This window comes from Ensifer sp. M14 (genome assembly GCF_003355565.1).
Lineage (GTDB): Bacteria > Pseudomonadota > Alphaproteobacteria > Rhizobiales > Rhizobiaceae > Ensifer.
The window spans coordinates 736,266-761,121 of record NZ_QJNR01000007.1 but is presented as its reverse complement, the minus strand read 5'-3'; the positions used below and the strand labels follow the sequence as shown (position 1 = coordinate 761,121).

Genomic DNA, 24,856 nt, shown 5'->3' with positions numbered 1-24,856 from the left:
GAGCCAGGTGCTCAAGCCCTCCCGGGGCATCGCCTGCGCCGATCTCTCCTCGTTGTCGAAGGCCATAAGAAGTTATTGCACCGCTTCCGAAAAGCAGTATTTTCTGCGCGCAGCGTACTCTTTTTGAGATCGCTTGAATTGGAGGAGACTGGGCATGTTGCACTCGCGCGTGCTGCGCTACATCGACGAAGTCGCCCGCTCAGGCTCCATCCGCGCCGCCGGCGAGCGGCTGAACGTGGCCGCTTCGGCGATCAACAAACATGTGCTGCAGCTGGAAGAGATGATCGGCGAGCCGCTGTTTGAAAGGCTGCCAAGAGGGTTGCGGCTGACGCCGGCCGGCGAAATTCTCGTCGCGCATGTGCGCCGGACGATTAAGGAGTACAGCCAGGTCGAGGCCGAGATCCGCGACCTGAAGGCGCTCCAGAGCGGCGAGGTGATCATCGCCACCATGAACGGCCTTGCCGGCGGCATCGTGCCGAAGGCGGCGGCCACCTTCTGCGCCCGCCATCCACGCCTGAAGATCTCGATCCGGGTGATGTTCATCCACGACATCGTCCAGGCCGTCATCGACGGCGAGGCAGATCTCGGCCTCGCCTTCAACCTGCCGCCTTCGCCGCAGCTCGAAACACTGTGGAAGATGGACACGCGGCTCGGCGCCGTGGTCGCCCCCGAACATCCGCTCGTCGGGCTCGACACGCTACCGCTTTCGCACTGCGAGCCCTATCCGCTGATCTTCGCCGACAAGTCGATGCTGATCCACGGCATCGTCGCCGACGCCTTTGCCAATGCCGGGCTGACCGTCGAGCCGGCGTTCCTCACCAACTCGATTGAAGCAATGAAGTGCCTTGCCGCCGCCGGCGACGGCATCGCCTTCCTCAGCAAGTTCGATATCGCCGAGGAGCAGCGCAACGGCGTGCTCACCTATCTGCAGATCCGCGATCGTACCTTTGGAAAGAACGTGCTTTCCCTCGTCCAGCGCGAAAAACGCAGCCATGGCCTTGCCACCTCGATGTTTGCCGAGGAGATCATGCGGGCGTTACGGGCGACGACGGAGTGACGGGCTGCCGGGCCGGCGCTGTCAATCGCCGCCCGGGCGATTGGCGCGCTCGGTGTCGAGGATCTTGCGGACCCGCTGCAATGTGGGAAGGCTGGCTTCCAGCTCGGCGCGATCGAACAGCGATGCGACGGTTGCCATCGCGGCGGTTACCTCGCCGATCGCTTCCAGGCGGAACGCCCTCCCGGCTGGCGTCAGAAAAACCTTCTTTGAACGGCCATCCCGGGGGTTCGAGCTGATCTGCACCAGCTCACGTTTCTCCAGCACCGACAAGGTGTGCGTCATCGTCGCTTTCGTCACCTGCATGGCATTGGCGATTGCCAACGGCGTACTGCCGTCGCCCACGCGGTAGAGATGGTTCAGCGTCGCAAAGTGCGAACTGTGCAGCCCATCGGGAAGGTGGCGATTGAGGAAGGCCTGGGACAGCTGGCTGACAATGCCGATTTCATTGAAGAACGTAAAGATGAGGGTGTCGTCGTCCAAGGCCCATGCTCCAGCCGCGTTCAGATGATCTTAGCATCCAGCGGCCATCTCGGGCTGGGCTCAACGGTGCCAGCATAGCCGAGCCGGCCCAGCATTTGAACGGTCCCGCCTTCCGGCGACAGCATTTTGTGCACCTGCCGGTAATGTTCGTCCATTTCAGGGAATTCCTGCAGGGCCTGGCTCAGCGGTTGCAGGCCTGTTCCAAGCGCGGTGGCCGTCAGATTGATCCGGGCCCAATCGCGGCCGGCGGCGATCTGCTCGACTCGGCTGTTGCCCGATGTCGTCAGCCAGATATGCGCCATCGCGGTGTCCGTGTTGGCGAGCAGCGCCGCCCGTCCTTGCGCAAACGCGGTGGACGTCGTGTCGAGCGCCTGCTCGCGGCTCAGTTGCCCGAGTGCCGCAAGCCCATCGAACAGGGGACCGCCGAGGTCGATGCCGTCAGGGCTGGCTTCGATCTCGGCCTTGCCGATCCGCAGAAGGTCGACGCTTTCCCTGTAGGTTCGTTGCGTGTTGATCTCCAGGTCAAGGGCTGCATGGGTCATTTCCCTCAGGGTCGCGACCACAGAAGGATCGTTGCTGGAGCCCGCCAGCGTGCCATGGCGGACGGACGCGCCAAGGGCGCCAAGCACCTCCCAGGGCACGGGTTTGGTCAGATCAAACGGCTCCTTCAGCGACCGACGCCGCAAAATCTGCGCGAAGAGGGGATCTGCGCCGATCGTCGGATCACGCTCGAAACGGACGACGGCGACCGGACGGGCGTCGAGCGCCTGCGCGTCGCTCCCTTCAGGAAAGAGGGAAACGTCCAGCCTGTAATTCTGGATGGAGGCGGCGATGGCCATCTGCTCGATGAAGCAACCTAGCCCGATGGTGATCTGTCGGTTGTGGGGGTCGGTCTCGGGCAGCAGGCGGGTCGTATCGACATAGAGCGTCACCTGATCCTTGACCCCGAGATCGACGAGCCACGGTTGCCGGTTGTGCGGATTGGGCGCCAGGATCGCGTAGGAAAGCGCCCTGCGCCGCGGCTCTTGGTCGGGCATTCCTGCCACCGTCCAGGGCGCCAACGCGCGATCGGGCCTGCGGGTCAGCAGGAATGCCGTGGATGCACCGGCAGCCGCCAGGACGACACCACCACCCAACACGGCCAAAAACTGTCTTCTCTTCATAACTCGCCCTATTTAGTTCGACATCAAACCACATAGTATGATATCGAACTAAAGTCAATCGGAGCAGCCGTTGAAGAGAAGCCTTCACACGTTCGGGACGAGAAGGAGCCCGACCACCGTCAAAAGCGCATCAGCTGCCGCCGGCCTTGGCCACAACGACCCGGATCCAGTCATCCTGTCTCAGGCGGAAACACATCCACGGCGATGGCGTACCCGACAGGTCCAAGGTCGCGTCGTAGACATGTTCCGCACCGAGCTTTGCCGTCGCCTTTTGCGAGCGAATGTTTGTCGGCGCGATATGAAACCAGACATCGCGATAGGCGTGAAATGCATGACCGAGCATCAGCCGCTTCATTTCGAAATTGGTGCCACCACCCCAATAGGCGTTGTTGAGGAAGGTGAAGCCGATCGAGACGCTGTCCGGCATGTCGGGGGCGACGTAGTAACGGGAGCATCCGATAATCACGTCGCTCTGCTGATCGACGGCCACAAGCGTCGCTTCGCTCGCAAGCAGCACCGCGAAATAGGGTTCGAACTTGTCCCGCTTGTAGCGGTCCGTTGCCGGGTGCCCTGCCCAGACGCCGGGGTCACTTGCGGCGGAATACAGACCCTCCAGATCGTCTAGTCCCAAGGGCCGGAGATGAATGGCCACGCCACGCAGCGTCGGCTGCGGATTGAAATCAGGTCTGAACATGCATGTGTCTCACGATGACGATGGGGGAACGGGGATCATGCTCGCAATGGTGTGGTCAAGATCGCGATGGCTTTCCGCAAGGCCGTTCCTGATGCCCACCCGGTCCGGTTCGGAGCGGTTCTGGCTGAGCTTGCGCTTGCCGGTCAGGTGGGTAATCGGCATTCGGATCCCGACGATGCCACGCAATTGCGCGGCGATGAATGCCGGCGGGGCGTCGCTGACTGCCCATGGCTTTGCCGCTCCCGCCTCGTGAAGGTCTGTCAGCCGCTTGACGACATCGAGCAGCCGGGCCGTATCATCGAAGAATTCGACCGGCCCTTCAGCCTGAACGGCGGTGTAGTTCCAGGTGGGAACGACCTTTCCATGCTCCGCTTTCGCGGCATACCAAGCTGGAGTGATGTAGGCATCAGGGCCCATGAAGACCGCCAGTCCGTTGCCTATCACAGGCATTTTCCACTGCGGGTTCGGGCGGGCGAGATGTGCGTATAGCGTGCCGCAGTCGCCCTCCCCGGCGTCGAGAAACATCGGCAGCGGTGTCGCCACCGGGCCTTCAGCCGTCGCGGTAATGAAGTTGGCGATGCGGCATGCCCGCATCATGGCATGTATCTCGCTAGTGTCGTCGACCACAAAAGCTGGCGGCGTGTACATCGAACTCTCCTTGAACTGGGCGCAGCATCGGCGTTAACTGGCCCAAGATAAACATCCAGTTTTGGAGATTTTCATTGGGCCAGCCGGATGGTCGGAGATCAAGACGCACAGGAGCCGCCCGCCGCATCTACCTCGATCTGCGCGAACAGATCGGCGCCGGCGTTTACGCCCCCGGCGACAGGCTGCCATCAAGCAGGGCGCTCGCCGAAGAGCTGGGCGTGTCACGCACGACAGTCACGGCAGCTTTCGACCAGCTCGTCTCCGAGGGCTATGTGACCAGCCGCCAAGGCTCGGCATCCATCGTCACCGACATGGCCAGGCCCGGAACGTTGCACGGCAGACACGCTGAGCATCGCCTGGAGTGGCCGCTATCCGACTATGCCGTCCGGCTGATGGAACTTCCGATCCGTTATGCGGAGCGGCGCAAGGCACTGGAGTTCGATTTTCGCTACGGCGATATTGCAGCCGCCGACTTTCCGACGCTCCTGTGGCGGCGGGCGATGAACGCGGCGCTGCTTCGCCGTCGCGACAGCCTTTCCTACGAACATCCTGCCGGCTCCGCCGCCCTGAGGCAGCAACTCCAGGGGTATCTCTGGCGTGGACGCGGCATCCGCTGCGATGTCGACCAGATCATCGTCGTGTCGGGCTCGCAGCAGGCGCTGGATCTTTGCGCACGCGTTCTCGTCAATATCGGCGATCGCGTCATCCTGGAGGAACCGTGCTACGCCATGGCACGCAACGTCATGGCCGCCGCTGGTGCCGACATCGTTGCTGTTTCCTGCGACAATTCCGGGCTTCTTGTAGGGGAATTGCCGCATCGGGAAAAATCCGTTCTCGCCTTTGTGACGCCGAGCCACCAGTTCCCGCTGGGCGGCGTCCTGCCGCAAAGCCGGCGGGATGCGCTGTTGCAATGGGCCTATTCGGTCGGAGCCTATATCGTCGAGGACGATTACGACGGTGAGTACCGCTACGATGTGAAGCCGATACCGCCGCTGTTTCAATCGGATCGGGAGCGGGTCATTTATGTCGGCACGGTCTCCAAGACGCTCTCGCCGGCGCTCCGGCTTGGTTACCTCATCGTTCCCAGACCGCTGATCGACGTGTTCACGCGATGCAAGCAGCTCGCCGACCGTCATAGCCCAAGCCTTGAACAGGAGGCACTCGCGATCCTTCTGGAGGCAGGCTCATACGAGCGGCATGTCCGCAAGATGCGCCGGTCCAATGCGGAACGCCGCGCCGCCCTGATCGCGGCACTGACATCATGCTTTGGCGAAAAGATAGACATCGTCGGCACATCGGCCGGGCTGCATGTCGTCGTCTGGTTTCGCGGCATCGGTGCGCGGCATGAGGCGCGGCTGATCGAAGCCGCCAGGGCTGCGGGGATTGGCATCTACCCGGTGTCACCGCTCTATCTTGCCCGCAAACCCGACGTCGCCGGCCTTGTACTCGGCTATGCCGCGCTGACTCCGGACGAACTGCGCCGAGGAGCGGAAAAGTTGGCGTCGACCATCTACAGTTTTGCGCCGTTCCCACGCAACGAAAACCGCGGCTGAGCGGAGCGAAGGCGTTAGGTTTCCGCCACAAGCTTCGCCAGTGCCAGAGATGCGGTCAGGCCAGGCGATTCGATGCCGAACAGGTTGATCAGACCGGGTACCCCGTGCACGCCTGGCCCTTGCACGACAAAGTCCTGGCTCGCCACATCGGGCGGCACGATCTTCGGCCGGATACCGGAATAGGCCGGCACTAGCGCGCCGTCCTTCAGATCGGGAAAATAGCGGCGGACACCGGCATAGAACGAAGCGGCCTTCGCCGGGTCGACGTCGTAGTTCAATGTGTCGACCCATTCGATATCGGGTCCGAAGCGCGCTTGCCCGGCCATATCGAGCGTCAGATGGATACCAAGCGCGCCCTTGACCGGCACAGGGTAGATCAGCCGCGAGAACGGTGCCTTGCCGACATGCGAGAAGTAGTCGCCCTTGGCATAGTACTCCCTCGGCACGAGTGCTGGAGGCAGGCCCTTGATCAGCCGCGCCAGCTTCGGTGCGGCGAGACCCGCGGCGTTGACGAACAGGCGGCAGGCAAGTCTCACAGGCTCGGCGCCACCGACATCGAGGACAATGCCGTTGTCAGTCACCCTGCCCCGCTCGACGGGACTGTTGAGCGCCAGAACGGCGCCGGCATTCTCAGCATCGCCGAGCAGCGACAGCATGTAGGCGTGGCTGTCGATGATGCCCGTTGACGGGGACAGCAGCGCACCGGTCGTGGCAAGCGCCGGCTCAAGGATGCGGGCATCCGCGACCGAGATCTGGCTCAGATCCGTCACGCCATTTCGGGCCGCCCGGGCGGCGATAGCAGGCAGTTGCTCAAGCTCGGTGGCCGACGTCGCGACGATCAACTTGCCGCACTGTCGATGGGGGATGCCGCGTTCGCGGCAATAGGCATAGAGCAGCGTCCGACCCTCGACGCACAGCCGCGCCATCAGGCTGTCTGGCGGATAATAGATGCCAGCGTGGATGACCTCGCTGTTGCGCGACGACGTTTCGCTGCCTATGCGATCGGCCGCTTCGATGAGGATCACCTCGCGGCCGGCCTGGGCGAGCGCACGAGCGACGGCAAGGCCGACAACGCCGGCTCCGGCGACAATGCACTCGACTTGCGCAAGAGGCATGGCGGACCTCGACATCAGCGCGCATCACGGATGACGCGCGCCGCACTACGATGCAGTAACACAGAAACGGCGGGAGGCGTCAGGCCGCCCGAGCGCTTGCGGCGAGCGGGATCTCGATATCGACTTCCAGCGTCGTCACGTGTTCGCCGCGATCCATCTTGACGGTGACCTTGTCGTCGTCGATCTGAACATGCTTGGAGATGACCGCAAGGATCTCTTCCCGGAGGATGGCAACGAGATCCGATTGGCCGACAGAGGCGCGCTCATGGGCCAGCAGCACCTGCAGGCGCTCGCGCGCCGTCGGCGCCGAGGTCTGCTTCTTGAAGAAACGGAAAATGCTCATGCTGCCCTCCGTCCGAAGATCTTGCCGAACAGACCGCGCTTTTCACCCGGGATGGTCATCGGCACGGTTTCGCCCGCAAGCCGCCGGGCAGCGTCGAGATAGGCGAGCGCCGGGGCAGACTTGCTGTCGGCCAGCGTCACCGGAGCGCCGATGTTGGATGCCCTGAGCACGTCCATGCTCTCGGGGACGATGCCGAGAAGCGGGATCGACAGGATCTCGAGCACATCTTCGACCTTCAGCATGTCGCCGCGCTCGGCGCGCAAGGCGTCGTAGCGGGTCAGCAGCAAGTGCTTCTCGACCCGTTCTCCGCGCTCGGCCTTCTCGGTCTTGGCGTCGAGCAGTCCGATGATCCGGTCGGAGTCGCGAACCGAGGAAACTTCCGGATTGGTGACGATCACAGCCATATCGGCGTGACGCATCGCAAGCGTCGCGCCGCGTTCGATGCCGGCCGGGCTGTCGCAGATGATCCAGTCGAAATGCTTCTTCAGGTCGTTGATGACCCGTTCCACGCCTTCCGGTGTCAGGCTGTCCTTGTCACGGGTCTGCGATGCCGGCAACAGGAAGAGCGTGTCCAGTCGCTTGTCGCGGATCAGCGCCTGCGGCAGCTTCGCGTCGCCCTGAATGACATTGACCATGTCGTAGACGACCCGACGCTCGGCACCCATGACGAGGTCGAGATTGCGCAGGCCGACATCGAAATCGACGACGACGGTCTTCTCGTTGCGCTGCGCGAGCGCTGCGCCAAGAGCAGCGGTCGACGTCGTCTTGCCGACGCCGCCTTTGCCCGATGTAACAACAACTACTTTCGCCATCTTCCGCTCCTGTTTCCTGGCCGGCACCGGCTCAGTTAAGTCTCTCTGCCATGATCGAGTCGTCTTCGAGCCAAAGCTGCACCGATTGTCCGCGAAGGTCGGCCGCCATGTCGTCGGCGGTCTTGTAGACGCCGTCGATTGCCAGCAATTCCGCCTCGAGCCGCCTGCAAAAGATGCGCGCCGAGGTGTTGCCCACCGACCCCGCGAGCGCCCGTCCCCTGAGCGCTCCGTAGATATGGATCGAACCACCCGCGATGATTTCCGCACCCGATGCGACCGAGCCGATCACGGTGACGTCGCCTTCCGGGAAGATCACCGATTGCCCGGAGCGAACCGGCTCCCGGACGATGATCGAGGCCGTCGCCCGCGCCGCCGGCGTTTCCTGTCCGACGACGGAAATCTGCTCGGGCGCGTTCGGCTCTCCGGCGATCAATTCGCCCGCGGCCGCCTCGAAATCCGGCGCCGGCCGGCCGCCTCTCATCGAGGGTGGCATGCCCGGCTCGAACAGCGACGGGCGCCCGCCCTCGATGCCCAGCACCCGGACGTTTCTGTTCGCAAGCTCTTCGAGCAGGCCCTTCAGCTGCGGCCGGTCGATTTCGAGATCGGCGATATCGAGCACGACAGGCCGGCCGAGAAAAAAACCGGCCGAGCGGGCGGCCAGATCGTCGAGCCGCGTCAGCCACGAATCGAGCGGCAGCTCGGGCGACAGCGCCAGGCTCAGGAACGAGCGGCCCTTGATACGGATCGAACGAGCGTCTGTTAGCACTTTGATCATCTTCGTTAATTTTTCGTTGACGGGATCTAGGCGACGGATGGTTAACAAAAGGTTAACACCGACCTGTCGCTTCTCGCAGGCGGGCTCGGAGAAAGCTCCGCGATGCGTTCTCTGACTGTCCCCGACACCGTCCGCACACCGTCTGGAATCCCGTCCCGATCGCCCTTTGAGCACGAAGAGGCCCTGCGACGCCGGCCAGTCGATGCCTTGAATTTTTTCTGGTGCCGGATGGTCATTGCCGCACGCTTGCACACCAAAGCAGCCAGCATCCCGGGAACCGAATGCAACCTCACGACGTTGAGCGGTGCGGCGGAGGTCGTCGCATCTCGCAAACGGAAGGTGATTCCCTCAGATGGCGCCCAAACACTTCATCGTCGCATCGCTCTTGTCATTACCTTGCGCTGCCCCCGCAGTCGCCCAGACCCCCGAGGATCCCGCAGTCACCGCCTGCAAATCGACCGGTCTTGTCGCGCTTCAGGAGCATTCCGCCGACATTACCGGGCTGGTCCTCGATCCGGAAAGCCTCGCGATCACCGCCGCCGACACGAAGGTCGAAGACGTGTCCGTCAAGACGGTGATCCTCGGAGAGGCCTATATCGAGCGCAACGGCACTGCCGGCAAGGCGGATCGGTTCGTGTGTCTGCTCGGCGAGAAGGGAAAGGTCCTCTTGACGTTCTTCACCGCGAAATGACCGTCCGCCTTCGCCCGGCATTTGTCGAAACCAGCCGGGCCGGGACGGGCTGACAGCCATGACTGGCTTTTTTGGCAGCACGCCGGCCTCCGCTGAGCTTGCCACGAACTGATGCATTACCCGTCCGAATGACGCCAGGTCGACGGCGCTCGCCATGCAGCCGAATGGACAAAGTGTTCCATCGACGACGGGCGCACCGATTGCCCAAGACGCTGCGGTTCTCAAAGCCGGATTCGACTTTGCGGACGCGCCCAACGCGACATTCGACCTCAGCGACACCGGCCAAGTGGCAAAGGACACCAACGAACATGGTTTGGTGGCCAAGCTGTCCGTGAGGTTTCAGGCCAATCGTCAGCGGGCGCCGGCATCCACTTGCCGCTCAGAGCTTTCTGATGATCGCTGCCGCAACAGGCGGAGCGACGAGTTGCAACACCCTCAACAGTTTTGCCTTGCCTATATGAATACGCGTCTTGCCTGGCCCAAGAGCACGCACGATTGCCGCGGCCGCGGTGGTGGCCGTGATTTTGCCATTTCCTCGCCCAGCCGTCATGGGCGTGTCGACCAGCGGCAGAACAACGTCCAGCACCCTGACGGACGTGTCCTCGTATTGCACCCGCAGGGCATCGGAAAACATGCGCAGGCCCGCCTTCGTGGCGCTGTAGACTGCGGACGTCGCTTTGGGATAGCACGCAAGTGCGGAGCCGATATTGACGATCACGAACGGGCGCGCGGGCGAGTTCGGCAAAAGAAGTCGCGACAGGATGACGGGCGCGATGAGATTGGTTTCGACTTCGGCGACGATCTGGTCGATGCCGTAATGTGGCTCATCGAGCCTGACATTGTGCTGGATGGCCGCGTTGTTGATGAGACCGTCGATGAAATCCGCCTCCGCCAATTCGGCGCCAAGGGCGGCAACAGCGACCAGGTCGCGGAGATCCAGCACCCGCACCTCGATCCTTTGATCACGGTGCGCCAGGCCTCTCAGGCGCTCCCTGTCGCGGCCGAGCGCAACGACGCTGTGGCCTTTCGCGGCCAGGTGCAGGGCAATTTCCAGACCTATCCCGGAACTTGCCCCAGTGACGACATATCGTGCCATGTTATCTATTCCCATTGATTGCACAATCGAGCCTGGAGCAAGAGGAAGCGGATGGCATTAACCGAGGTTAAGCACCCGAAAGGCGCAGCGATTTCGCTGTTCGAACGCATTGCAGGGCAACCGCTTGCAAACACGGAACGTCTGGCCGAGGCAATTCATGTTCGCCCGGTGAAATCAGGAGAGACGATTTTCGGCCAGGACGAGCCGCATCCCTACATCTATGTGATCGAGACCGGCCTGGTTAAGCTCACCTACCTTCGCGCCGATGGCGAGGAATGGATCAAATCCTTCGCTACCGAAGGGCGGTTCTTCGCAAGTCTTTCGGCCTTGCTGCCGATGGGACGCGCCACCTTTTCCGCGGTCGCCATCGAAGCCTGTCGTCTGGAGAGAATACCGTTCGCGACCCTGCAAGCGCTGGTCGACACCGATCTCGGCTGGTCGCGGATGCTGCGCAACGCCCTGATGATCCTTGCCGAACGCAAGGAGCGTCGCGAGCGCCAGTTCCTGACACTCGATCCGGAGGAACGCTACCGATCGTTGATCGCCGAGGAACCGGATCTGGTCTTGCGCGCACCACAGAAGGACCTTGCGGGCTATCTCGGCATCACGCCGGTCGGCCTCAGCCGCATTGCCAAGCGCGTTCGCGCCGAAGCACATACCAGACTTAACCCGGGTTAATGCTTGAGGTGCTGCAAGGCGCAATACCTGCTCCCGTTCAACAACGGGAGCGACACCTTGACCAATACCGCATCGGACACCCTGCTCTTCCTGCGCTCATGGCTGACAAAGCCATTGGAAGTCGCCGCCATCGCACCTTCGAGCACGCGATTGGCCGCAGCCATGACCACCGAAATCGGCCGGTACACAGGTGATGTCCTAGAGCTTGGCCCAGGAACCGGCATTTTCACGCGCGCACTTCTGCAAAATGGTGTCCGACAGGACCAACTGGTTCTGGTGGAACGAAATCCGACCTTTGCCGCGTTGCTGCGGGCTCGTTTTCCCGAGGCAACGCTGATCGAGGGTGATGCGCAGCACTTGCGGCTGGCGGCAACACGCAAGATCGGCGCCGCCATCAGCGGCCTGCCGCTGCTCTCCATGCCGAGACAAGCGGTTCGCGATATCCTTGAGGCGGTCTTTCGACACCTCACTGATGACGGTTGCCTCTTCCAGTTCACTTACGGACCGCGTTGCCCCGTGCCGGCAGCGCTGCTCGAAATACTTCACCTCGAGGCGTCGTTCTTGCGGTGGGTGCCGCTCAATCTCCCGCCGGCCAGCGTCTACCGGCTGTCCCGTCGTCGGGCGTAACAGGGCGATCGGACCGGGCGCGAGCGCTCGAAGCGGTTCGCAGCTCACCTGCGCACGCGATGGACGACCACGATGCCCGCGGCGCTCATCAGGGCAAGCACATACCAGGTTGCCGCGTAGACAAGGTGGCTATTGCGGAAGCTGACCACGGTCAAGCCGCCGACCGGCAGACCGCCGGGATTGGGCGTGGCGTCTGCATCGATAAAATAGGGCGCGACATCCACCAGGTCCTGCGCTCTGGCGATCGCATCGACATCGCGCGAATACCACCGGCTGGCGGCCGGATCGTTGGAGCGCAGGAAACCGCCATCCGGCTCGGTCATGCGAAGAAAGCCTGTCACCCGGCCAGCCCCAGGCAATTGGCTTTCCGGGCGTGCGGCAGCATCGCGTCGATCCGCTGGCACGAAACCACGGTTGATCAGGATGGTCGTATGGTCGTCAACGACCATGGGCGTGATCACCCAGAAACCGGCGCCCCGTTCGGGGACAGCCTGGACCAGGACCTCCTTGTCATGCGCGAAAAGACCCGTCGCAGTGACCCGGCGATATTCGTCCTTGTCCGCGCTGATGCCGGGCCATTCCGATTGGGCTGGAGCCGGCACCGGTTCGGCAAGAACCCGGGCGTCGACCCGCGCGATCAGGTCGAGCTTCCAGAAGAGCCGCTTCACCTGCCAGGTGCCGAGAGCGATGAAAGCCGCCATCAGCACCGACAAAGCGACCGTCAGAACGAGACGCGAGCGTGAGGCTTCTGCCCCCGCCCTTGTCTCTGCCGATCGGTCGTCCATCGCCGGACCGGTCAACAGGCCGTCACGGCATGTTCTTCATCATCTCGTGGGTCATCGGCATCATGTTGACGTTGAGGTGATGCATAACCCAGAGCGAACCGGCGAGCGCGATGCCGACGATGATGAGGGTGAAGATCAGCGCCATCATCGTCCAGCCGCCTTCCGAGCGCTGGTTCATGTGCAGGAAGAAGATCATGTGCACGACGATCTGGATGGCCCCGAGGCCCATGACGACCACGGCCGTCGCCATCTTGCTGTCGAGCGCACCGCTCATCACCAGCGCGAAGGGAATGGCGGTCAGGACGACGGAAAGCGCAAAGCCGATCATGTAGCTACGGAGCGAGCCATGGCCCGCTTCATGGCCGTGACTATGGCCATGATGTGCCTGGCCGGCATCTTCGTGCGCGAGGCTGTGTGGCTGTGAGCTCATCCGATGACTCCGATCAGATAGACGAAGGAGAAGACGCCGATCCAGATGACGTCGAGGAAGTGCCAGAACATCGAAAGGCACATCAGCCGGCGACGGTTTTCCGGGATCAGTCCGTGCATTCTGACCTGCACCATCATCGTCACGATCCAGACGATGCCGAAGGTGACGTGCAGGCCGTGGGTGCCGACGAGCGTGAAGAACGACGACAGGAAGGCACTGCGCGTCGGCCCCGCACCCTCCTGGATCAGGTGATAGAACTCGTAGAGTTCGAGACCGAGAAACGAGAGCCCGAACACGGCGGTGACGCCGAGCCAGAAGATCGTCTCCATCTTGGCGTTGCGCTCCATCTGGAGCATGGCAAAACCGTAGGTGATGGAGGAGAACAGCAGCATCGCCGTGTTGATGGCAACGAGCGGCAGGTCGAACAGATCGGCAGGCGACGGGCCGGCCGCATAGTTGCGACCGAGTACGCCGTGGGTGGCAAACAGCACGGCGAAGATGAGGCAGTCGCTCATCAGGTAGATCCAGAAGCCCAGCATGGTGCTGCCTTCGGGATGGTGATCTTCCTCCAGGTAGAACTGCGGCGCTTCGGTTGCTTCAGCTTGGGTCTTGCTCGCCATGTCAGTTGCGCTCCGCCAGAAGTTCGGACCGGGCGTCCTCCGCTGCCGTCACGGTCTCGGCGGGGATGTAGAAATCCCTGTTGTAGTTGAACGTGTGGCCGATCGCCACGACCAGTATGGCAACGAACGAGACGATAACCAGCCACCAGATGTACCAGATCAGCGCGAAGGCGAGCGCGACGCTGATGCCGGCGAGGATGACGCCGGTGCCGGTGTTCTTCGGCATATGGATCGGCTTGAAGCCGCCGAGCGGGCGCTCGTAGCCGCGGTTCTTCATGTCGTACCAGCTGTCATGGTCGTGCACGACCGGGGTGAAGGCGAAGTTGTAGTCCGGCGGTGGCGACGAGGTCGACCATTCGAGCGTGCGGGCATTCCACGGATCGCCTGTGGTGTCGCGCAGCTGGTCACGCCTCAGGTAGCTGACGACGAGCTGGACGACGAACGAGGCAATACCGAGCGCGATCAGCACCGCGCCGAAGGCGGCGATGACGAACCAGATCTGCAGCGAGGGGTCCTCGAACTGGCTGACGCGGCGGGTGACGCCCATCAGGCCGAGCACGTAGAGCGGCATGAAGGCGAAGAAGAAGCCGATCTGCCAGAACCAGAAGCTCATCTTGCCCCAGAACGGATCGAGCTTGTAGCCGAACGCCTTCGGCCACCAGTAGATGAGGCCCGCCATCAGGCCGAACACAACGCCGCCGATGATGACGTTATGGAAGTGGGCGATCAGGAACAGTGAGTTGTGCAGCACGAAGTCGGCCGGCGGGATCGCCAGCATCACCCCGGTCATGCCGCCGATGACGAAGGTGACCATGAAGCCGACGGTCCACAGCATCGGCACTTCATAACGGATGCGGCCGCGATACATGGTGAAGAGCCAGTTGAACATCTTCGCGCCCGTCGGGATCGAGATGATCATCGTGGTGATCCCGAAGAAGGCGTTGACCGACGCACCCGACCCCATGGTGAAGAAGTGGTGCAGCCAGACGAGATAGGACAGGATCATGATCACGCAGGTGGCGTAGACCATGGAAGCGTAGCCGAAAAGGCGCTTGCCGCAGAAGGTGGCGACCACTTCGGAGAAGATGCCGAAGGCCGGCAGGATGAGGATGTAGACCTCCGGATGACCCCAGATCCAGATGAGGTTCACATACATCATCGGGTTGCCACCAAGGTCGTTGGTGAAGAAGTTGGTGCCGGCGTAGCGGTCGAGCGAGAGCAGCGCCAGCGTCGCCGTCAGGATCGGGAAGGTGGCGACGATCAGGATGTTGGTGCAGAGCGACGTCCAGGTGAAGACCGGCATCTTCATCAGCGTCATGCCCGGCGCGCGCAACTTGACGATGGTCGCGATCAGGTTGATGCCCGACAACGTCGTCCCCACACCCGCCACCTGCAGGCCCCAGATGTAATAGTCGACCCCGACGCCCGGACTGTAATCGGCGCCCGACAGCGGCGGATAGGCAAGCCATCCGGTGCGCGCGAACTCGCCGACGAACAGCGACATCATGATGATGACGGCACCGGCCGTCGTCATCCAGAACGAGAAATTGTTGAGGAACGGGAAGGAAACGTCACGGGCGCCGATCTGCAGCGGCACCACATAGTTCATCAGGCCGGTGACGAAGGGCATGGCCATGAAGAAGATCATGATCACGCCATGGGCGGTGAAGATCTGGTCGTAATGATGCGGATTGAGGTAGCCCTCGTTGCCGTTGAAGGCGATCGCCTGCTGCAGGCGCATCATGATCGCGTCGGCAAAGCCGCGCATCAGCATGACCAGCGCCAGGATCACGTACATGATGCCGATCTTCTTGTGATCGACCGACGTGAACCACTCGTGCCAGAGATAGCCCCAGAGCCTGTACTTGGTGATCAGCGCCAGAACGGCGATGCCGCCGATCGCAACGGCGATGAAGGTCGCGACCAGGATCGGCTCGTGATAGGGGATCGCCTCCCAGGTGAGCCGCCCGAAGATGAATTGTGTGAGGTTGGTGCTACCGAACATAGGGCTATCCAAATTCTCTTGAAATGCGGCTTCAGGGCTGAGTGGTGGTGCCGGAATTGTTCAATTGCGCCGGCGCCGGACCGTCCTGGCTCTCGGCGGGCGGCTTCTGATCGCCGTGCATGTTGTGCATGTCGTGGTTCATCGACTGCGGTTGTTGGTCGATGCCTTCGGCCGGCTCTTCGCTCTTCGACGGATTGCCCGTTGCCGGGAAGGTGGCGCCGGGTGCAGCTTCGCCGACATGGCCGGTCTCGCCCGCATGACGGTTGTCGTGCTCGAGCTTGGCGCGGTTCTCGTGGCTTTCGACGCCGCCGCCGCCCATCAAGTCGATGTGCATCATGTCCCTCATGCACATCTGGCCGGGGCGCACGCACATGTTCAGCACGGCTTCAAAAAGCCCATCCTCGACGCTTGAAAAGTAGCGGACCGGTTCCTTGGTACTCGGCTTCTCAAGCTTCAGGTAGGCGTCGCGGTTGAGCATGGTGCCGTTGCTCTTGACCCTTGCGACCCACTGATCGAAGCCGCCCTGGTCGAGCCCATGAAACTTGAAGCGCATGTGCGAAAAACCGTCGCCGCTGTAGTTCGACGACAGCCCTTCATACTCGCCCTTTTTGTTGATGACGGCGTGCAGCCGGGTCTGCATGCCGGGCATCGTGTAGATCATGCCGGCGAGCGCCGGCACGTAGAACGAGTTCATCACCGAGGAGGCGGTGAGCTTGAAATTGATCGGCACGTCGACAGGTGCCGCCATCTCATTGACGGTGGCGATGCCGTAATCCGGATAGAAGAACAGCCATTTCCAGTCGAGCGCCACCACCTCGACGGTCAGAGGCTTGATGTCGGCGGGAACGGGTCTGTTGGCATCGAGCCGGTCGAGTGGCCGGTAGGGATCGAGCTTGTGGGTGCTGATCCAGGTGACGGCCCCGAGCGCGATGATGATCGCCAGCGGCGCGGACCAAATGACAACTTCGAGCCCGGTCGAGTGATGCCATTCCGGATCGTATTTTGCAGCCGTGTTGGACTGGCGGTAGCGCCAGGCGAAAAACAGCGTCAGGAAAAGCACCGGCACGATGATGATCAACATGAGTATCGTCGAAACGACGATCAGATCTCGCTGCTGCGCCGCAATATCGCCGGACGGCGACATCACGACCATGTCGCACCCGGCAAGGGCGAGCGTCGATAGAAGAACGGCCGATCGTCCGGCGAGCTTCAATGGAGTGGGCATTTCGGGCTCCATTTGCGTTTTGTCTATTCGGCACTAGTCGCGTATCGGGCTCGGCGGAATGAGGTTGTTCGTCGCACTGCAGCATTCTGTCGCATCGCAGCAGAATAGACAGCGACGTCCGCAAGTGCCCAATCTAGTGCATCCTCGCCGGCTGACCATTGGGAAGATGCCGGTGAGTCCACGTTTTTTTTCGCCGCTTCCTTGATCTCGGGCGTTGATTGATCAACATTTCGACGAGGCGGCACAAATCGCCGGGAGGAATTCATGAGCTCGGTCGTCAATCCTACGTCTTCAGGCCTTGAGCGGGACGCCCGTCGCATCCATGACGACAAGCCTTTGTCACCGGGCAGCATCGCCATCGGCGTTGTCATCGGCCGCATGTCGGAGTTCTTCGACTTCTTCGTCTACGGCCTCGGCTCGATCCTGGTTTTTCCAAAGCTCATCTTCCCGTTTGCGCCCAATCCGGTGGCGGCAACATTGTTGTCGTTCGCGATCTTTCCGCTGGCCTTCATCGCGCGCCCTGTCGGCTCGCTGGTTTTCATGTGGATCGACCGCAACTACGGCCGCGGCACCAAGCTGACGATTGCCCTGGTGATCCTTGGTGGCTCGACCGCATCGATCGCCTTCCTGCCGGGCTTTGAGACCATAGGCTTCTGGGCGGTGGCGCTGCTGGCGCTGTTCAGATTGGGCCAGGGTTTCGCGCTCGGCGGCGCCTGGGATGGGCTGGCGTCGCTGCTCAACCTCAACGCGCCCCCGAACCACCGCGGCTGGTATGCAATGATCCCGCAGCTCGGCGCGCCCATCGGCTTCGCGCTCGCCAGCGTCATCTTCTGCTACTTCGTTGCCAATCTCTCTGAGGAGGATTTCCTTTCCTGGGGCTGGCGCTATCCCTTCTTCGTGGCGTTTGCGATCAACGTCGTGGCGCTGTTTGCGCGCCTGCGTATCGTCGGCAGCAAGGAGTTCGGCGCCGCGATGGACGCACAGGAGCTGCAGGCCCGCCCGGTGTTCGAAATGCTGAGCAAGCATGCGGTTGACGTGGTACTCGGCGCCTTCGTGCCGCTCGCCAGCTTTGCGATGTTCCATCTGGTGACGATCTTTCCGCTCAGCTGGGTCATCCTCAATGGCGGACAGTCGGCGGCCCGGTTCCTCATGGTCCAGGTGGCAGGTGCCGCCGTCGGCGTCGTCGGCATCGTGGTGTCGGGTCTGATCGCCGACCGGATCGGCCGCCGCAACGAGCTGATGCTCGGCGCGACGCTGATCGCGATCTTCAGTTTCTCCGCACCCTTCCTGCTTGACGCCGGCGGGGCCGGACAGGACGCCTATATCCTGATCGGTTTTGCCGTGCTCGGCCTGACCTTCGGCCAGGCCTCCGGCGCCGTTTCCTCGCGTTTCACCCAGTATTACCGCTATACCGGCGCAGCGCTCACCTCGGATCTGGCGTGGCTCGTCGGCGCCGCCTTTGCACCGCTGGTGGCGCTTGGGCTTGCGACCAGCTTCGGCATCATCTTCATCGGCGGTTATCTAATCTCCGGTGCGATCTGCACGCTGGTGGCACTCAGCCTTACGAAGGCCCTCGACCAGAATTAACGGCGCCGCGTCTCAGCGGCCTTCCTCCGGATCAACCGTTGCGACGGGGCGCGTTGCCTCTCGAGGCGCCCCTTTACTCTTGCCGCTTGCCGAGCGAATAGTGCCCGATTGGCAGCAATTGCACCGGAGATCGGCAGAATGGACCGTATCGACGCCATGAAGGTCTTCGTCACGGCGATCGACGAGGGCAGCCTTGCGGGTGCCGCAAGGCGGCTGAACCGCTCACCGACGGCGGTCAGCAGGGCGCTGGGCTTCCTCGAGAACCATGTCGGCGTCGAGCTTTTGCACCGCACGACCCGGACCCTCAAGCTTAGCGAGGCCGGCGAGCGCTACGCGGCTGCGTGCCGGCGCGTGCTCACCGATCTGGAAGAAGCGGATCTGCTGGCCGGCGGCGAACGTTCGGCCCCGCGCGGCACGGTGACCATTTCGGCACCGCCGATCGTCAGCGAGGAGGTTTTGCGTCCGATCGTCGATCGTTTCCTCGATCACTACCCGGATGTCTCGGTCCGGCTGCTCCTGCTCGATCGTTTCGTCAACCTCGTCGACGAGGGCATCGATATCGCGCTGCGCATCGGCCATCTGGCCGATTCATCCGATGTTACCACCCGCCTCGGCGGCGATATCAGGCGCGTCGTCGTCGCTTCACCCGCCTACCTTGCAGATCACCCGCCGATCGAAGAACCCGCGGATCTCGCAAGACACCGGATCGTCGCCTTCAGCAATTTCGGTCTTGAGAGCTGGACCTTCACACCGGCGAAGGGTTCGACCATTCCGCGAACGGTTCACCTGACGCCGCGTTGCGTCGTCAACAGCGTGCGCGCCGCAGCGGACTCGGCTGCATCAGGCAAAGGGGTGACGAGGCTCTATTCCTACCACGTCGCCGAGCATATGCGGAACGGGCGACTGAAGATCGTGCTGGCGGAGGCCGAGCATCCTCCCCTGCCTGTCCATCTGCTCGCGCCGCGCGGCCGCTTGTCCGTGCCGAAGGTGCGCGCCTTTGTCGACTTTGCCGTTCCAACCCTGCGTGCGGAGTTTGCGCGTTTGGCACAGGAGGCAGGGACGCCGATCTGATTATGCCGATAATCGCACGGATGCTCGCCAATAAGCGAATATTCTACCGAATTCGCAATGGATCTAAAACAGTCGCATCAACGCCGAGGGCGTCGAGCGGTCGCCGAATAGCGATCGCTGCAACTGAAAAGGATCAAGATCATGAACACGGACCAGAAAGTCGTCATCATCACCGGCGCGTCGCAAGGCATCGGCGCCGCATTGGTGCAAGCCTACCGCAACCGCAACTATCGCGTGGTCGCCACATCCCGGTCGATCAAGGAGAGCGCCGATCCTGATATCGCGATCGTTCAGGGCGATATCGCCAAGCCCGAGACCGCCGAGCGGATCGCAAGAGTGGCGCTGGAGCGCTTCGGCCGCATCGATTCTCTGGTAAACAATGCCGGCGTCTTCCTGTCGAAGCCGTTTACCGAGTTCACCCAGGCCGACTACGACGACAACCTGGGTGTAAATGTCGCCGGCTTCTTCCACATCACCCAGCGCGCCGCCGCGCAGATGCTGAAACAGGGTTCGGGCCACATCGTCAGCATCACGACCAGCCTGGTCAACCAGCCGATCGCCGGCCTGCCGGCGGCCCTTGCCTCGCTGACCAAGGGCGGTTTGAACGCCGTGACGCAGTCGCTCGCCATTGAGTTTTCAAAGACCGGCGTGCGCGTCAACGCCGTTTCGCCTGGTATCATCAAGACGCCGATGCATGCGCCCGAGACACACGCCGCGCTGGCATCGTTGCACCCGGTCGGCCGGATGGGCGAAATCGACGATATCGTCGATGCCGTGCTCTATCTGGAGACGGCCAATTTCGTGACCGGTGAAATCCTCCACGTCGATGGCGGCCAGAACGCCGGGCGCTGGTAGCTGCCTTGACGCCGGCTCGCCCCTTGGCCGAGCCGGCAAACCGATTTCGGCTGCGCCTGCACACCGCCGCTGTCCCGACATCGCCAAACCACCAACAAAGGAGAGTGCCATGCCTATCGTCACCGTACAGGTCACGCGCGAAGGAACGTCGGCCGACCGCACTTCGGTGTCCGCCGAAGAAAAAGCGGCTATCATCAGCGGCGTCAGTGGAGTGCTGCTCAACGTGCTGAACAAGCCGCTTGAGTCGACCTATGTGATCATCGAGGAGGTCGATCTCGACAATTGGGGCTGGGGCGGCCTGCCGACTGCGCAATACCGGGCTCAGCGCGCAGCCAAAGCTGCGCCGTGAAATTCAGGTTAACCCCTCCCGCACCCTAGAGACGATGGCGCCGACAACTGCGCCGTCGTCTCGCGTGGCCATGGAATAAACTCCTGATGCATCCGTTCTTCCGTCCACCCGAACGGAGAACGGACATGTTGCACTTCTGGAAGAAAGAACCGCCACGCATTCAATTCCTCTGCCAGCCGGAAGACCTGGGGGTGATTGCCCCGCCCGTGGCGGCAAAGACCAGCCTGCCGGAATGGTACCGCAAGCTGCCGGCCGTCGATCCGCAGCATCTTTCGGCGAGAGACAACGGCCTGACCATCAAGCGCTGCATGCCCTTCCTCGACGCGATGACGACAGGCTGGATCCTGCCGCTGGCAGCCACGGTTCGTCTCGACGTCCGCGACGACGGGCGAGCCGTCGAGGCCGGCTGGGAATTCGACCGGGTGATGGTGAGCAATCACGGCGCCCACCAGGTCGCGGGCAATCCGAAAGCGCCGAGCCCCCCTTGCAAGTTTCACAATTACTGGTCCATCCGTACGCCTCCCGGCTGGAGCTGCCTGTTCGTGCCACCGCTCAACCGACCGCCGCAACCGTTCGAGTGCGTCGCCGGCGTCGTCGATACCGATACCTACTCGGCCAACATCCATTTCCCATTCTTCGCAACCGCGCCGGACGGCGTGCATGTTATCGAGAAGGGCACGCCGCTTGTTCAGGTCGTTCCCTTTCGTCGCGAAGATGCCGCGGTCAGGGCGGAGATCCGTGCGGAAACAGGCGAGGAAGCAGCAAGCCGCGACACCGTCTACCGCAACACGATCGCCAGCCCTGGCTGGTATCGAAAGATCGCGCGCGCTGCGCGCTGAGTTGCTGTCGGCAATGAAAACGGGGACCGGTCGATCGGTCCCCGCTTCGTCTCGTTTGTCTTGCGACCATACGGTCAGCGCGTATGCCACACCTTACCCGGGCGATAGGAGCGGTCCGAGCCGTTCGACGAGGAATTGGAAGAGCTATTCGAAGACGAATTCGAACTGGCGTTCGAGCTCGAGTTGGAAGAGCTGTTCGACGACGAATTAGAACTCGAGTTCGACGAAGAATTAGAGCTCGAATTACTCGACGAGTTGGAGGAGCTGTTGCCGGCAACCATGATACTGCCGTCAGTATGGCCGCCCGCCTGCCTGCCGTGGGTATGCGCGGGCGCCGCGCTCTCTTTTGCCTGCGCCTGCGTACCGGCAAAGGCGGCAACGCCGGCGATAAGGGCTGCGCTCAATTTCCAATGGTTCTTCATGCCCGTAACTCCTTGTTGAAAAGCGAACCGGCATCTCCGGTTCGAAGGAGTAACGGGCATCGGAGAACTCTATTCCATCGAGAACAACTTTCTCCGTTCTGACTGCTGCCGGCGCGACGCGACGATCGGTCATGAAACCGCCGACACCTCTACCCGCCGCTCGCGGCTTGCCATAAGCCCCGCGACGGCCGTGACAATGATGACGGCCGCGTAGATGTCGGTCGTTGCCTGGTAGCCCAGCGTCTTTGCCAGGAAACCAGCAGCCATCGCCGGCAGGCTGAAGGCGAGGTAGCTCTGGATGTAGAAAGCGGACAGCAGCCCGGCACGTTCATCCGCCTTGGCGAGCGGCATGATCGACCCCATGATCCCGAGAAAACTGGTGCCGAAGCCGGCCCCGGTCAGAAGGGTGCCGATGATCATGACCGGAACGTTTGCAAGGTGCGTGCCGGCAACCACGATCAGCATGCCCACGGTCGTTGCCGAAACACCGAAGGTCACGTTCGAACGGGCACCGCAGGCGCGGCGCAGGAAGACGCTGATGGCGCCCGCCGCCATCAATGCAGCGACAACGGCACCACCGGTCAACGGTGCCCTGCTGCCGGTGACGGACGCAACCAGCGACGGCATCAGCGAGAGATAGAAGCCGCCAAGCGCCCAGTTGGCGATGTTGATCGGCGTCACCCGTGCGAGCGGTCGCTTGATCTGGTCCGGAATGACGATCGTCGGCTTGAGCGAAGACAAGGCGCCCGACCGCTTGCCGCCGGTCTCCGGCGTCAGCCATATCACTGCTGCCAGCAAGACAAAGCCGATCAAGAGCAGGCCGTAGACGAGATGCAGCGGAAATGGCCCGTATTGAATGAGCGCGCTGGTCCCCAAGGCGCCGACGGCCATGCCGATCAGTGGCGCCAGCGAATTGACGAGCTGTCCCTTCACGCGATCGACGTCGACCAGTGATGCACCGATCGAGGCGCCGGCTATCCCGGTTGCAAGCCCCTGAACGATGCGCGCTGCGATCAGCCAGGATGGTGCATCGGCGACGACGAAGAGCGCCATCGCCACGATTTCGAGCAGCAGTGCACCAAAGATCACCGGTTTGCGACCGAGATGGTCGGATATCGACCCGGCGACCAGCAGAGCCGAAAGAAGTGCAAAGGCATAGACCGCGAAGATCCCGGTCATCATCACAGGCGAGGCTGCAAAGCTCTCCTGGTAGATGCGGTAGAGCGGCGTGGGTGCTGCCGATGCGCCGAAGAAGGTGGCAAGCGTGACCGCGTGGAAGGCGATAGGGTTGGCGGCGGGAGAGCCGCTCTCACTGGATTTGGCAGAGGAGAACATCTATATGGTCCTTAACGCTAAATCATTGCGTTTGGGCGATATAGGAACAAGCAGGCATAAAAGCAAATAATTTGCGTTTATGCTACGATGAACGTTTCTGATCCATACGCAGCGGACGGAAGGAAGGTCTATGGCAGGCAGGGAAGGTCTTCGCCCGGGAGGGCGGAGTGCTCGGGTGCAGGCGTCGGTGCACGGCGCAGTCCAGGCGCTGATGACGAGAATGGAGCGCGGGGATATCACCATCCCTGTGATCGCCGCGGAGGCAGGCGTTACGCCGTCGACCATCTACCGCCGTTGGGGTGATATCCAGGAGCTGTTGGCGGACGTCGCTGTCGAGCGGTTGAAACCCGACATGGAGCCGGTCGCCACGGGAAATGGGCGTGAGGATCTTCTGGCCTGGGCCGAGCAATATGCCGAGGAAATGTCGTCAAAACCGGGGCGCGAAATGATACGCGACGTACTGGCGGCGCAGGATGGCAGCGGCGCCTATCAGTGCTGCAACTTCACCAAGCAGCAGATCGAGGTGATTGCGGAGCGCGCGAAAGGCCGTGGCGAAGCATTTCCAGATGTCGACGCAATCATGGACCGCGTCGTCTCGCCCATCATGTACCGGATCCTCTTTGGCGAGGCGCCGGATGCGGCACATGTCGCACGCCTGGTGTCAGGCGCAATGGAGCTGATTTCGCCCGCGCTGGTCGGCGAACTCGCCTGATCAGAGGTTAACGGCTGTGATAGAGCGCCGCGGCCAGAAGCGCTTGAGCGTCGCCAGACCAAGGACGACGACAGCGCCCAACCCATAGGCGAGCACATCCCACCAGTCCGGCGTGGCGCCGATCACGATCCTCAAGATCGAATTGGCAATGCGAATATCGAGCATGGCCGCCAGATACTGGGTAAGCTCGATGGTCACGCCCAGCAGGAAAGCGACGCTGGCAAGCAGTTGAGGTCGAGCCTTCACGATCGAGCCGAGCGTGCAGTACACCCAAATGACGGCAAGGACATCTCCGGAAAAACCGCGAACCCATCCCCAGCTGGCCCCAAGGGTTGCCAGCAGAACAAGGATGACGAGCAGCAGGATGGAAAACACGAAAGCCGTGCGATCGAAGTGAAGTTGCATGGCAAGCGATGTAACGGGACGCGACCGGCCTGTCGAGCGGCGAAGCAACGCAATGGACACCATCGCGAGCAGCATTTCTGCTGCCTCAGGCCGCGCAAGTTCGGAACAGCCGCGGGACAGTACAAGCCGTTTCACGCGCAGAACGAAATGCCGGATCACCATCGGCGAGCGCGAAATCGTCGCGGATGCCACCGTTGCCGGGAAAAATTCTAAGCACAGCGACGCCTTCGGCCTGCCCTGCATGATGAAGACGAACGCAGCAAGACTGCCAGTCGCAACCGAAGCCCGCCACGCGGCTGCGATAGACGACCGGCTCATCGACATGGAGGTCGGTGGCGCCCAGAAACATGGTGGCGCTGACTTCGCGCCAACGTCGGGTTTCTCCCTGAAACAGACACTGATCGAGGCCGCCAGTCGCGGCTGAAGCGTCAATTTCGCACGACGCGACGGCGGTTTCGTCGGGCGTGCCGTTCATCAGGTCCAT

Annotated in this window: 29 protein-coding genes; 12 read left to right on the top strand and 17 right to left on the bottom strand. The window is 62.2% G+C overall.

Annotated features, from left to right (window positions below; genetic code table 11):
* The first annotated feature begins 154 nt into the window (after window positions 1-154).
* Window positions 155-1,057, top strand: a complete 903-nt coding sequence (locus BLJAPNOD_RS25270) for a LysR family transcriptional regulator (RefSeq protein WP_077501511.1) — start codon at window positions 155-157, stop codon at window positions 1,055-1,057.
* 21 nt (window positions 1,058-1,078) lie between these two features.
* On the opposite strand, the gene BLJAPNOD_RS25265 is transcribed toward BLJAPNOD_RS25270, so the two are convergent.
* The 4 genes from BLJAPNOD_RS25265 to BLJAPNOD_RS25250 all read right to left on the bottom strand — a co-directional run bounded on the left by BLJAPNOD_RS25265 (window position 1,079) and on the right by BLJAPNOD_RS25250 (window position 4,042).
* Window positions 1,079-1,537 carry a MarR family transcriptional regulator gene (locus BLJAPNOD_RS25265; protein ID WP_115421833.1) on the bottom strand — a complete coding sequence of 153 codons (459 nt, stop codon included), beginning with the start codon at window positions 1,535-1,537 and terminating at the stop codon, window positions 1,079-1,081.
* A 20-nt stretch (window positions 1,538-1,557) separates the two neighbouring features.
* Window positions 1,558-2,469, bottom strand: a complete 912-nt coding sequence (locus BLJAPNOD_RS25260; RefSeq protein ID WP_244611082.1) for a twin-arginine translocation pathway signal protein — start codon at window positions 2,467-2,469, stop codon at window positions 1,558-1,560.
* Window positions 2,470-2,830: 361 nt separating this feature from the next.
* A complete protein-coding gene (locus tag BLJAPNOD_RS25255; RefSeq protein ID WP_077501517.1) occupies window positions 2,831-3,394 on the bottom strand; it encodes a GNAT family N-acetyltransferase in 564 nt (187 codons plus the stop codon).
* A 9-nt stretch (window positions 3,395-3,403) separates the two neighbouring features.
* On the bottom strand, window positions 3,404-4,042 hold the full coding sequence (locus tag BLJAPNOD_RS25250) for an FMN-binding negative transcriptional regulator (protein WP_077501519.1): 639 nt from the start codon (window positions 4,040-4,042) through the stop codon (window positions 3,404-3,406).
* 74 nt (window positions 4,043-4,116) lie between these two features.
* Between BLJAPNOD_RS25250 and BLJAPNOD_RS25245 the strand changes: the two genes are divergently transcribed.
* A complete protein-coding gene (locus BLJAPNOD_RS25245; protein ID WP_115421832.1) occupies window positions 4,117-5,595 on the top strand; it encodes a PLP-dependent aminotransferase family protein in 1,479 nt (492 codons plus the stop codon).
* A 14-nt stretch (window positions 5,596-5,609) separates the two neighbouring features.
* Here BLJAPNOD_RS25245 and BLJAPNOD_RS25240 read toward each other — a convergent pair whose 3' ends face one another.
* From BLJAPNOD_RS25240 to minC, 4 genes are all read right to left on the bottom strand, one after another.
* Entirely contained in the window at window positions 5,610-6,710 is a 1,101-nt protein-coding gene (locus BLJAPNOD_RS25240; RefSeq protein WP_077501523.1) for an NAD(P)/FAD-dependent oxidoreductase, read from the bottom strand.
* 79 nt (window positions 6,711-6,789) lie between these two features.
* Complete coding sequence (gene minE / locus BLJAPNOD_RS25235; RefSeq protein ID WP_077501524.1) at window positions 6,790-7,053, bottom strand: cell division topological specificity factor MinE; 264 nt, start codon at window positions 7,051-7,053, stop codon at window positions 6,790-6,792.
* Entirely contained in the window at window positions 7,050-7,865 is an 816-nt protein-coding gene (gene minD / locus BLJAPNOD_RS25230) for a septum site-determining protein MinD (RefSeq protein ID WP_077501525.1), read from the bottom strand. The genes minE and minD overlap by 4 nt, the downstream gene beginning before the upstream one ends.
* 31 nt (window positions 7,866-7,896) lie before the next feature.
* Window positions 7,897-8,640 (bottom strand): septum site-determining protein MinC, encoded by a 744-nt coding sequence (gene minC / locus BLJAPNOD_RS25225; protein ID WP_077501526.1) that lies wholly within the window; start codon window positions 8,638-8,640, stop codon window positions 7,897-7,899.
* 352 nt (window positions 8,641-8,992) lie between these two features.
* Between minC and BLJAPNOD_RS25220 the strand changes: the two genes are divergently transcribed.
* Window positions 8,993-9,331, top strand: coding sequence for a hypothetical protein (locus BLJAPNOD_RS25220; RefSeq protein WP_077501527.1), 339 nt, complete (start codon window positions 8,993-8,995; stop codon window positions 9,329-9,331).
* 379 nt (window positions 9,332-9,710) lie between these two features.
* On the opposite strand, the gene BLJAPNOD_RS25215 is transcribed toward BLJAPNOD_RS25220, so the two are convergent.
* On the bottom strand, window positions 9,711-10,427 hold the full coding sequence (locus BLJAPNOD_RS25215) for an SDR family NAD(P)-dependent oxidoreductase (protein WP_158556167.1): 717 nt from the start codon (window positions 10,425-10,427) through the stop codon (window positions 9,711-9,713).
* 51 nt (window positions 10,428-10,478) lie between these two features.
* On the opposite strand from BLJAPNOD_RS25215, the gene BLJAPNOD_RS25210 reads away from it, so the two are divergent.
* Entirely contained in the window at window positions 10,479-11,105 is a 627-nt protein-coding gene (locus BLJAPNOD_RS25210) for a Crp/Fnr family transcriptional regulator (protein WP_115421830.1), read from the top strand.
* 57 nt (window positions 11,106-11,162) lie between these two features.
* The gene (locus tag BLJAPNOD_RS25205) at window positions 11,163-11,732 is read left to right on the top strand and encodes a methyltransferase domain-containing protein (protein WP_077501530.1); all 570 of its coding nucleotides are present in this window, start codon (window positions 11,163-11,165) and stop codon (window positions 11,730-11,732) included.
* Window positions 11,733-11,776: 44 nt separating this feature from the next.
* On the opposite strand, the gene BLJAPNOD_RS25200 is transcribed toward BLJAPNOD_RS25205, so the two are convergent.
* Genes BLJAPNOD_RS25200 through cyoA form a run of 5 tightly spaced genes read right to left on the bottom strand, consistent with a single transcriptional unit; the run spans window position 11,777 to window position 16,797 of the window.
* Complete coding sequence (locus tag BLJAPNOD_RS25200; protein WP_115421829.1) at window positions 11,777-12,517, bottom strand: SURF1 family protein; 741 nt, start codon at window positions 12,515-12,517, stop codon at window positions 11,777-11,779.
* A gap of 22 nt (window positions 12,518-12,539) precedes the next feature.
* Window positions 12,540-12,947, bottom strand: a complete 408-nt coding sequence (gene cyoD, locus BLJAPNOD_RS25195) for a cytochrome o ubiquinol oxidase subunit IV (RefSeq protein WP_077501532.1) — start codon at window positions 12,945-12,947, stop codon at window positions 12,540-12,542.
* Window positions 12,944-13,567: a cytochrome o ubiquinol oxidase subunit III gene (gene cyoC / locus BLJAPNOD_RS25190; RefSeq protein ID WP_077501533.1), complete on the bottom strand. Its 624-nt coding sequence runs from the start codon at window positions 13,565-13,567 to the stop codon at window positions 12,944-12,946. The genes cyoD and cyoC overlap by 4 nt, the downstream gene beginning before the upstream one ends.
* Before the next feature lies 1 nt (window position 13,568).
* Window positions 13,569-15,572, bottom strand: coding sequence for a cytochrome o ubiquinol oxidase subunit I (gene cyoB, locus BLJAPNOD_RS25185; protein WP_115421828.1), 2,004 nt, complete (start codon window positions 15,570-15,572; stop codon window positions 13,569-13,571).
* A gap of 31 nt (window positions 15,573-15,603) precedes the next feature.
* Window positions 15,604-16,797 carry a ubiquinol oxidase subunit II gene (cyoA, locus tag BLJAPNOD_RS25180; RefSeq protein ID WP_115421906.1) on the bottom strand — a complete coding sequence of 398 codons (1,194 nt, stop codon included), beginning with the start codon at window positions 16,795-16,797 and terminating at the stop codon, window positions 15,604-15,606.
* Between the two features lie 264 nt (window positions 16,798-17,061).
* On the opposite strand from cyoA, the gene BLJAPNOD_RS25175 reads away from it, so the two are divergent.
* The 6 genes from BLJAPNOD_RS25175 (at window position 17,062) to BLJAPNOD_RS35440 (ending at window position 21,939) form a co-directional block, all read left to right on the top strand.
* Window positions 17,062-18,384: an MFS transporter gene (locus BLJAPNOD_RS25175; RefSeq protein WP_077501536.1), complete on the top strand. Its 1,323-nt coding sequence runs from the start codon at window positions 17,062-17,064 to the stop codon at window positions 18,382-18,384.
* 138 nt (window positions 18,385-18,522) lie between these two features.
* Window positions 18,523-19,455, top strand: coding sequence for a LysR family transcriptional regulator (locus tag BLJAPNOD_RS25170; RefSeq protein WP_115421827.1), 933 nt, complete (start codon window positions 18,523-18,525; stop codon window positions 19,453-19,455).
* A gap of 141 nt (window positions 19,456-19,596) precedes the next feature.
* On the top strand, window positions 19,597-20,310 hold the full coding sequence (locus tag BLJAPNOD_RS25165; protein WP_115421826.1) for an SDR family oxidoreductase: 714 nt from the start codon (window positions 19,597-19,599) through the stop codon (window positions 20,308-20,310).
* 109 nt (window positions 20,311-20,419) lie between these two features.
* Window positions 20,420-20,659, top strand: a complete 240-nt coding sequence (locus tag BLJAPNOD_RS25160; protein ID WP_115421825.1) for a 4-oxalocrotonate tautomerase family protein — start codon at window positions 20,420-20,422, stop codon at window positions 20,657-20,659.
* 125 nt (window positions 20,660-20,784) lie between these two features.
* Complete coding sequence (locus BLJAPNOD_RS25155; RefSeq protein ID WP_115421824.1) at window positions 20,785-21,498, top strand: DUF6065 family protein; 714 nt, start codon at window positions 20,785-20,787, stop codon at window positions 21,496-21,498.
* A 135-nt stretch (window positions 21,499-21,633) separates the two neighbouring features.
* Window positions 21,634-21,939 carry a hypothetical protein gene (locus BLJAPNOD_RS35440; RefSeq protein WP_158556166.1) on the top strand — a complete coding sequence of 102 codons (306 nt, stop codon included), beginning with the start codon at window positions 21,634-21,636 and terminating at the stop codon, window positions 21,937-21,939.
* Between the two features lie 110 nt (window positions 21,940-22,049).
* On the opposite strand, the gene BLJAPNOD_RS25145 is transcribed toward BLJAPNOD_RS35440, so the two are convergent.
* Window positions 22,050-23,255: an MFS transporter gene (locus BLJAPNOD_RS25145; protein WP_077501547.1), complete on the bottom strand. Its 1,206-nt coding sequence runs from the start codon at window positions 23,253-23,255 to the stop codon at window positions 22,050-22,052.
* 130 nt (window positions 23,256-23,385) lie between these two features.
* Between BLJAPNOD_RS25145 and BLJAPNOD_RS25140 the strand changes: the two genes are divergently transcribed.
* Window positions 23,386-23,967, top strand: a complete 582-nt coding sequence (locus BLJAPNOD_RS25140) for a TetR/AcrR family transcriptional regulator (protein ID WP_115421822.1) — start codon at window positions 23,386-23,388, stop codon at window positions 23,965-23,967.
* Here BLJAPNOD_RS25140 and BLJAPNOD_RS25135 read toward each other — a convergent pair whose 3' ends face one another.
* Together BLJAPNOD_RS25135 and BLJAPNOD_RS35220 are read right to left on the bottom strand one after the other, a co-directional pair.
* Window positions 23,968-24,447 carry a DUF2809 domain-containing protein gene (locus BLJAPNOD_RS25135; protein ID WP_244611081.1) on the bottom strand — a complete coding sequence of 160 codons (480 nt, stop codon included), beginning with the start codon at window positions 24,445-24,447 and terminating at the stop codon, window positions 23,968-23,970. It abuts the gene before it with no gap.
* A gap of 10 nt (window positions 24,448-24,457) precedes the next feature.
* Window positions 24,458-24,856 (bottom strand): hypothetical protein, encoded by a 399-nt coding sequence (locus BLJAPNOD_RS35220; RefSeq protein WP_139353898.1) that lies wholly within the window; start codon window positions 24,854-24,856, stop codon window positions 24,458-24,460.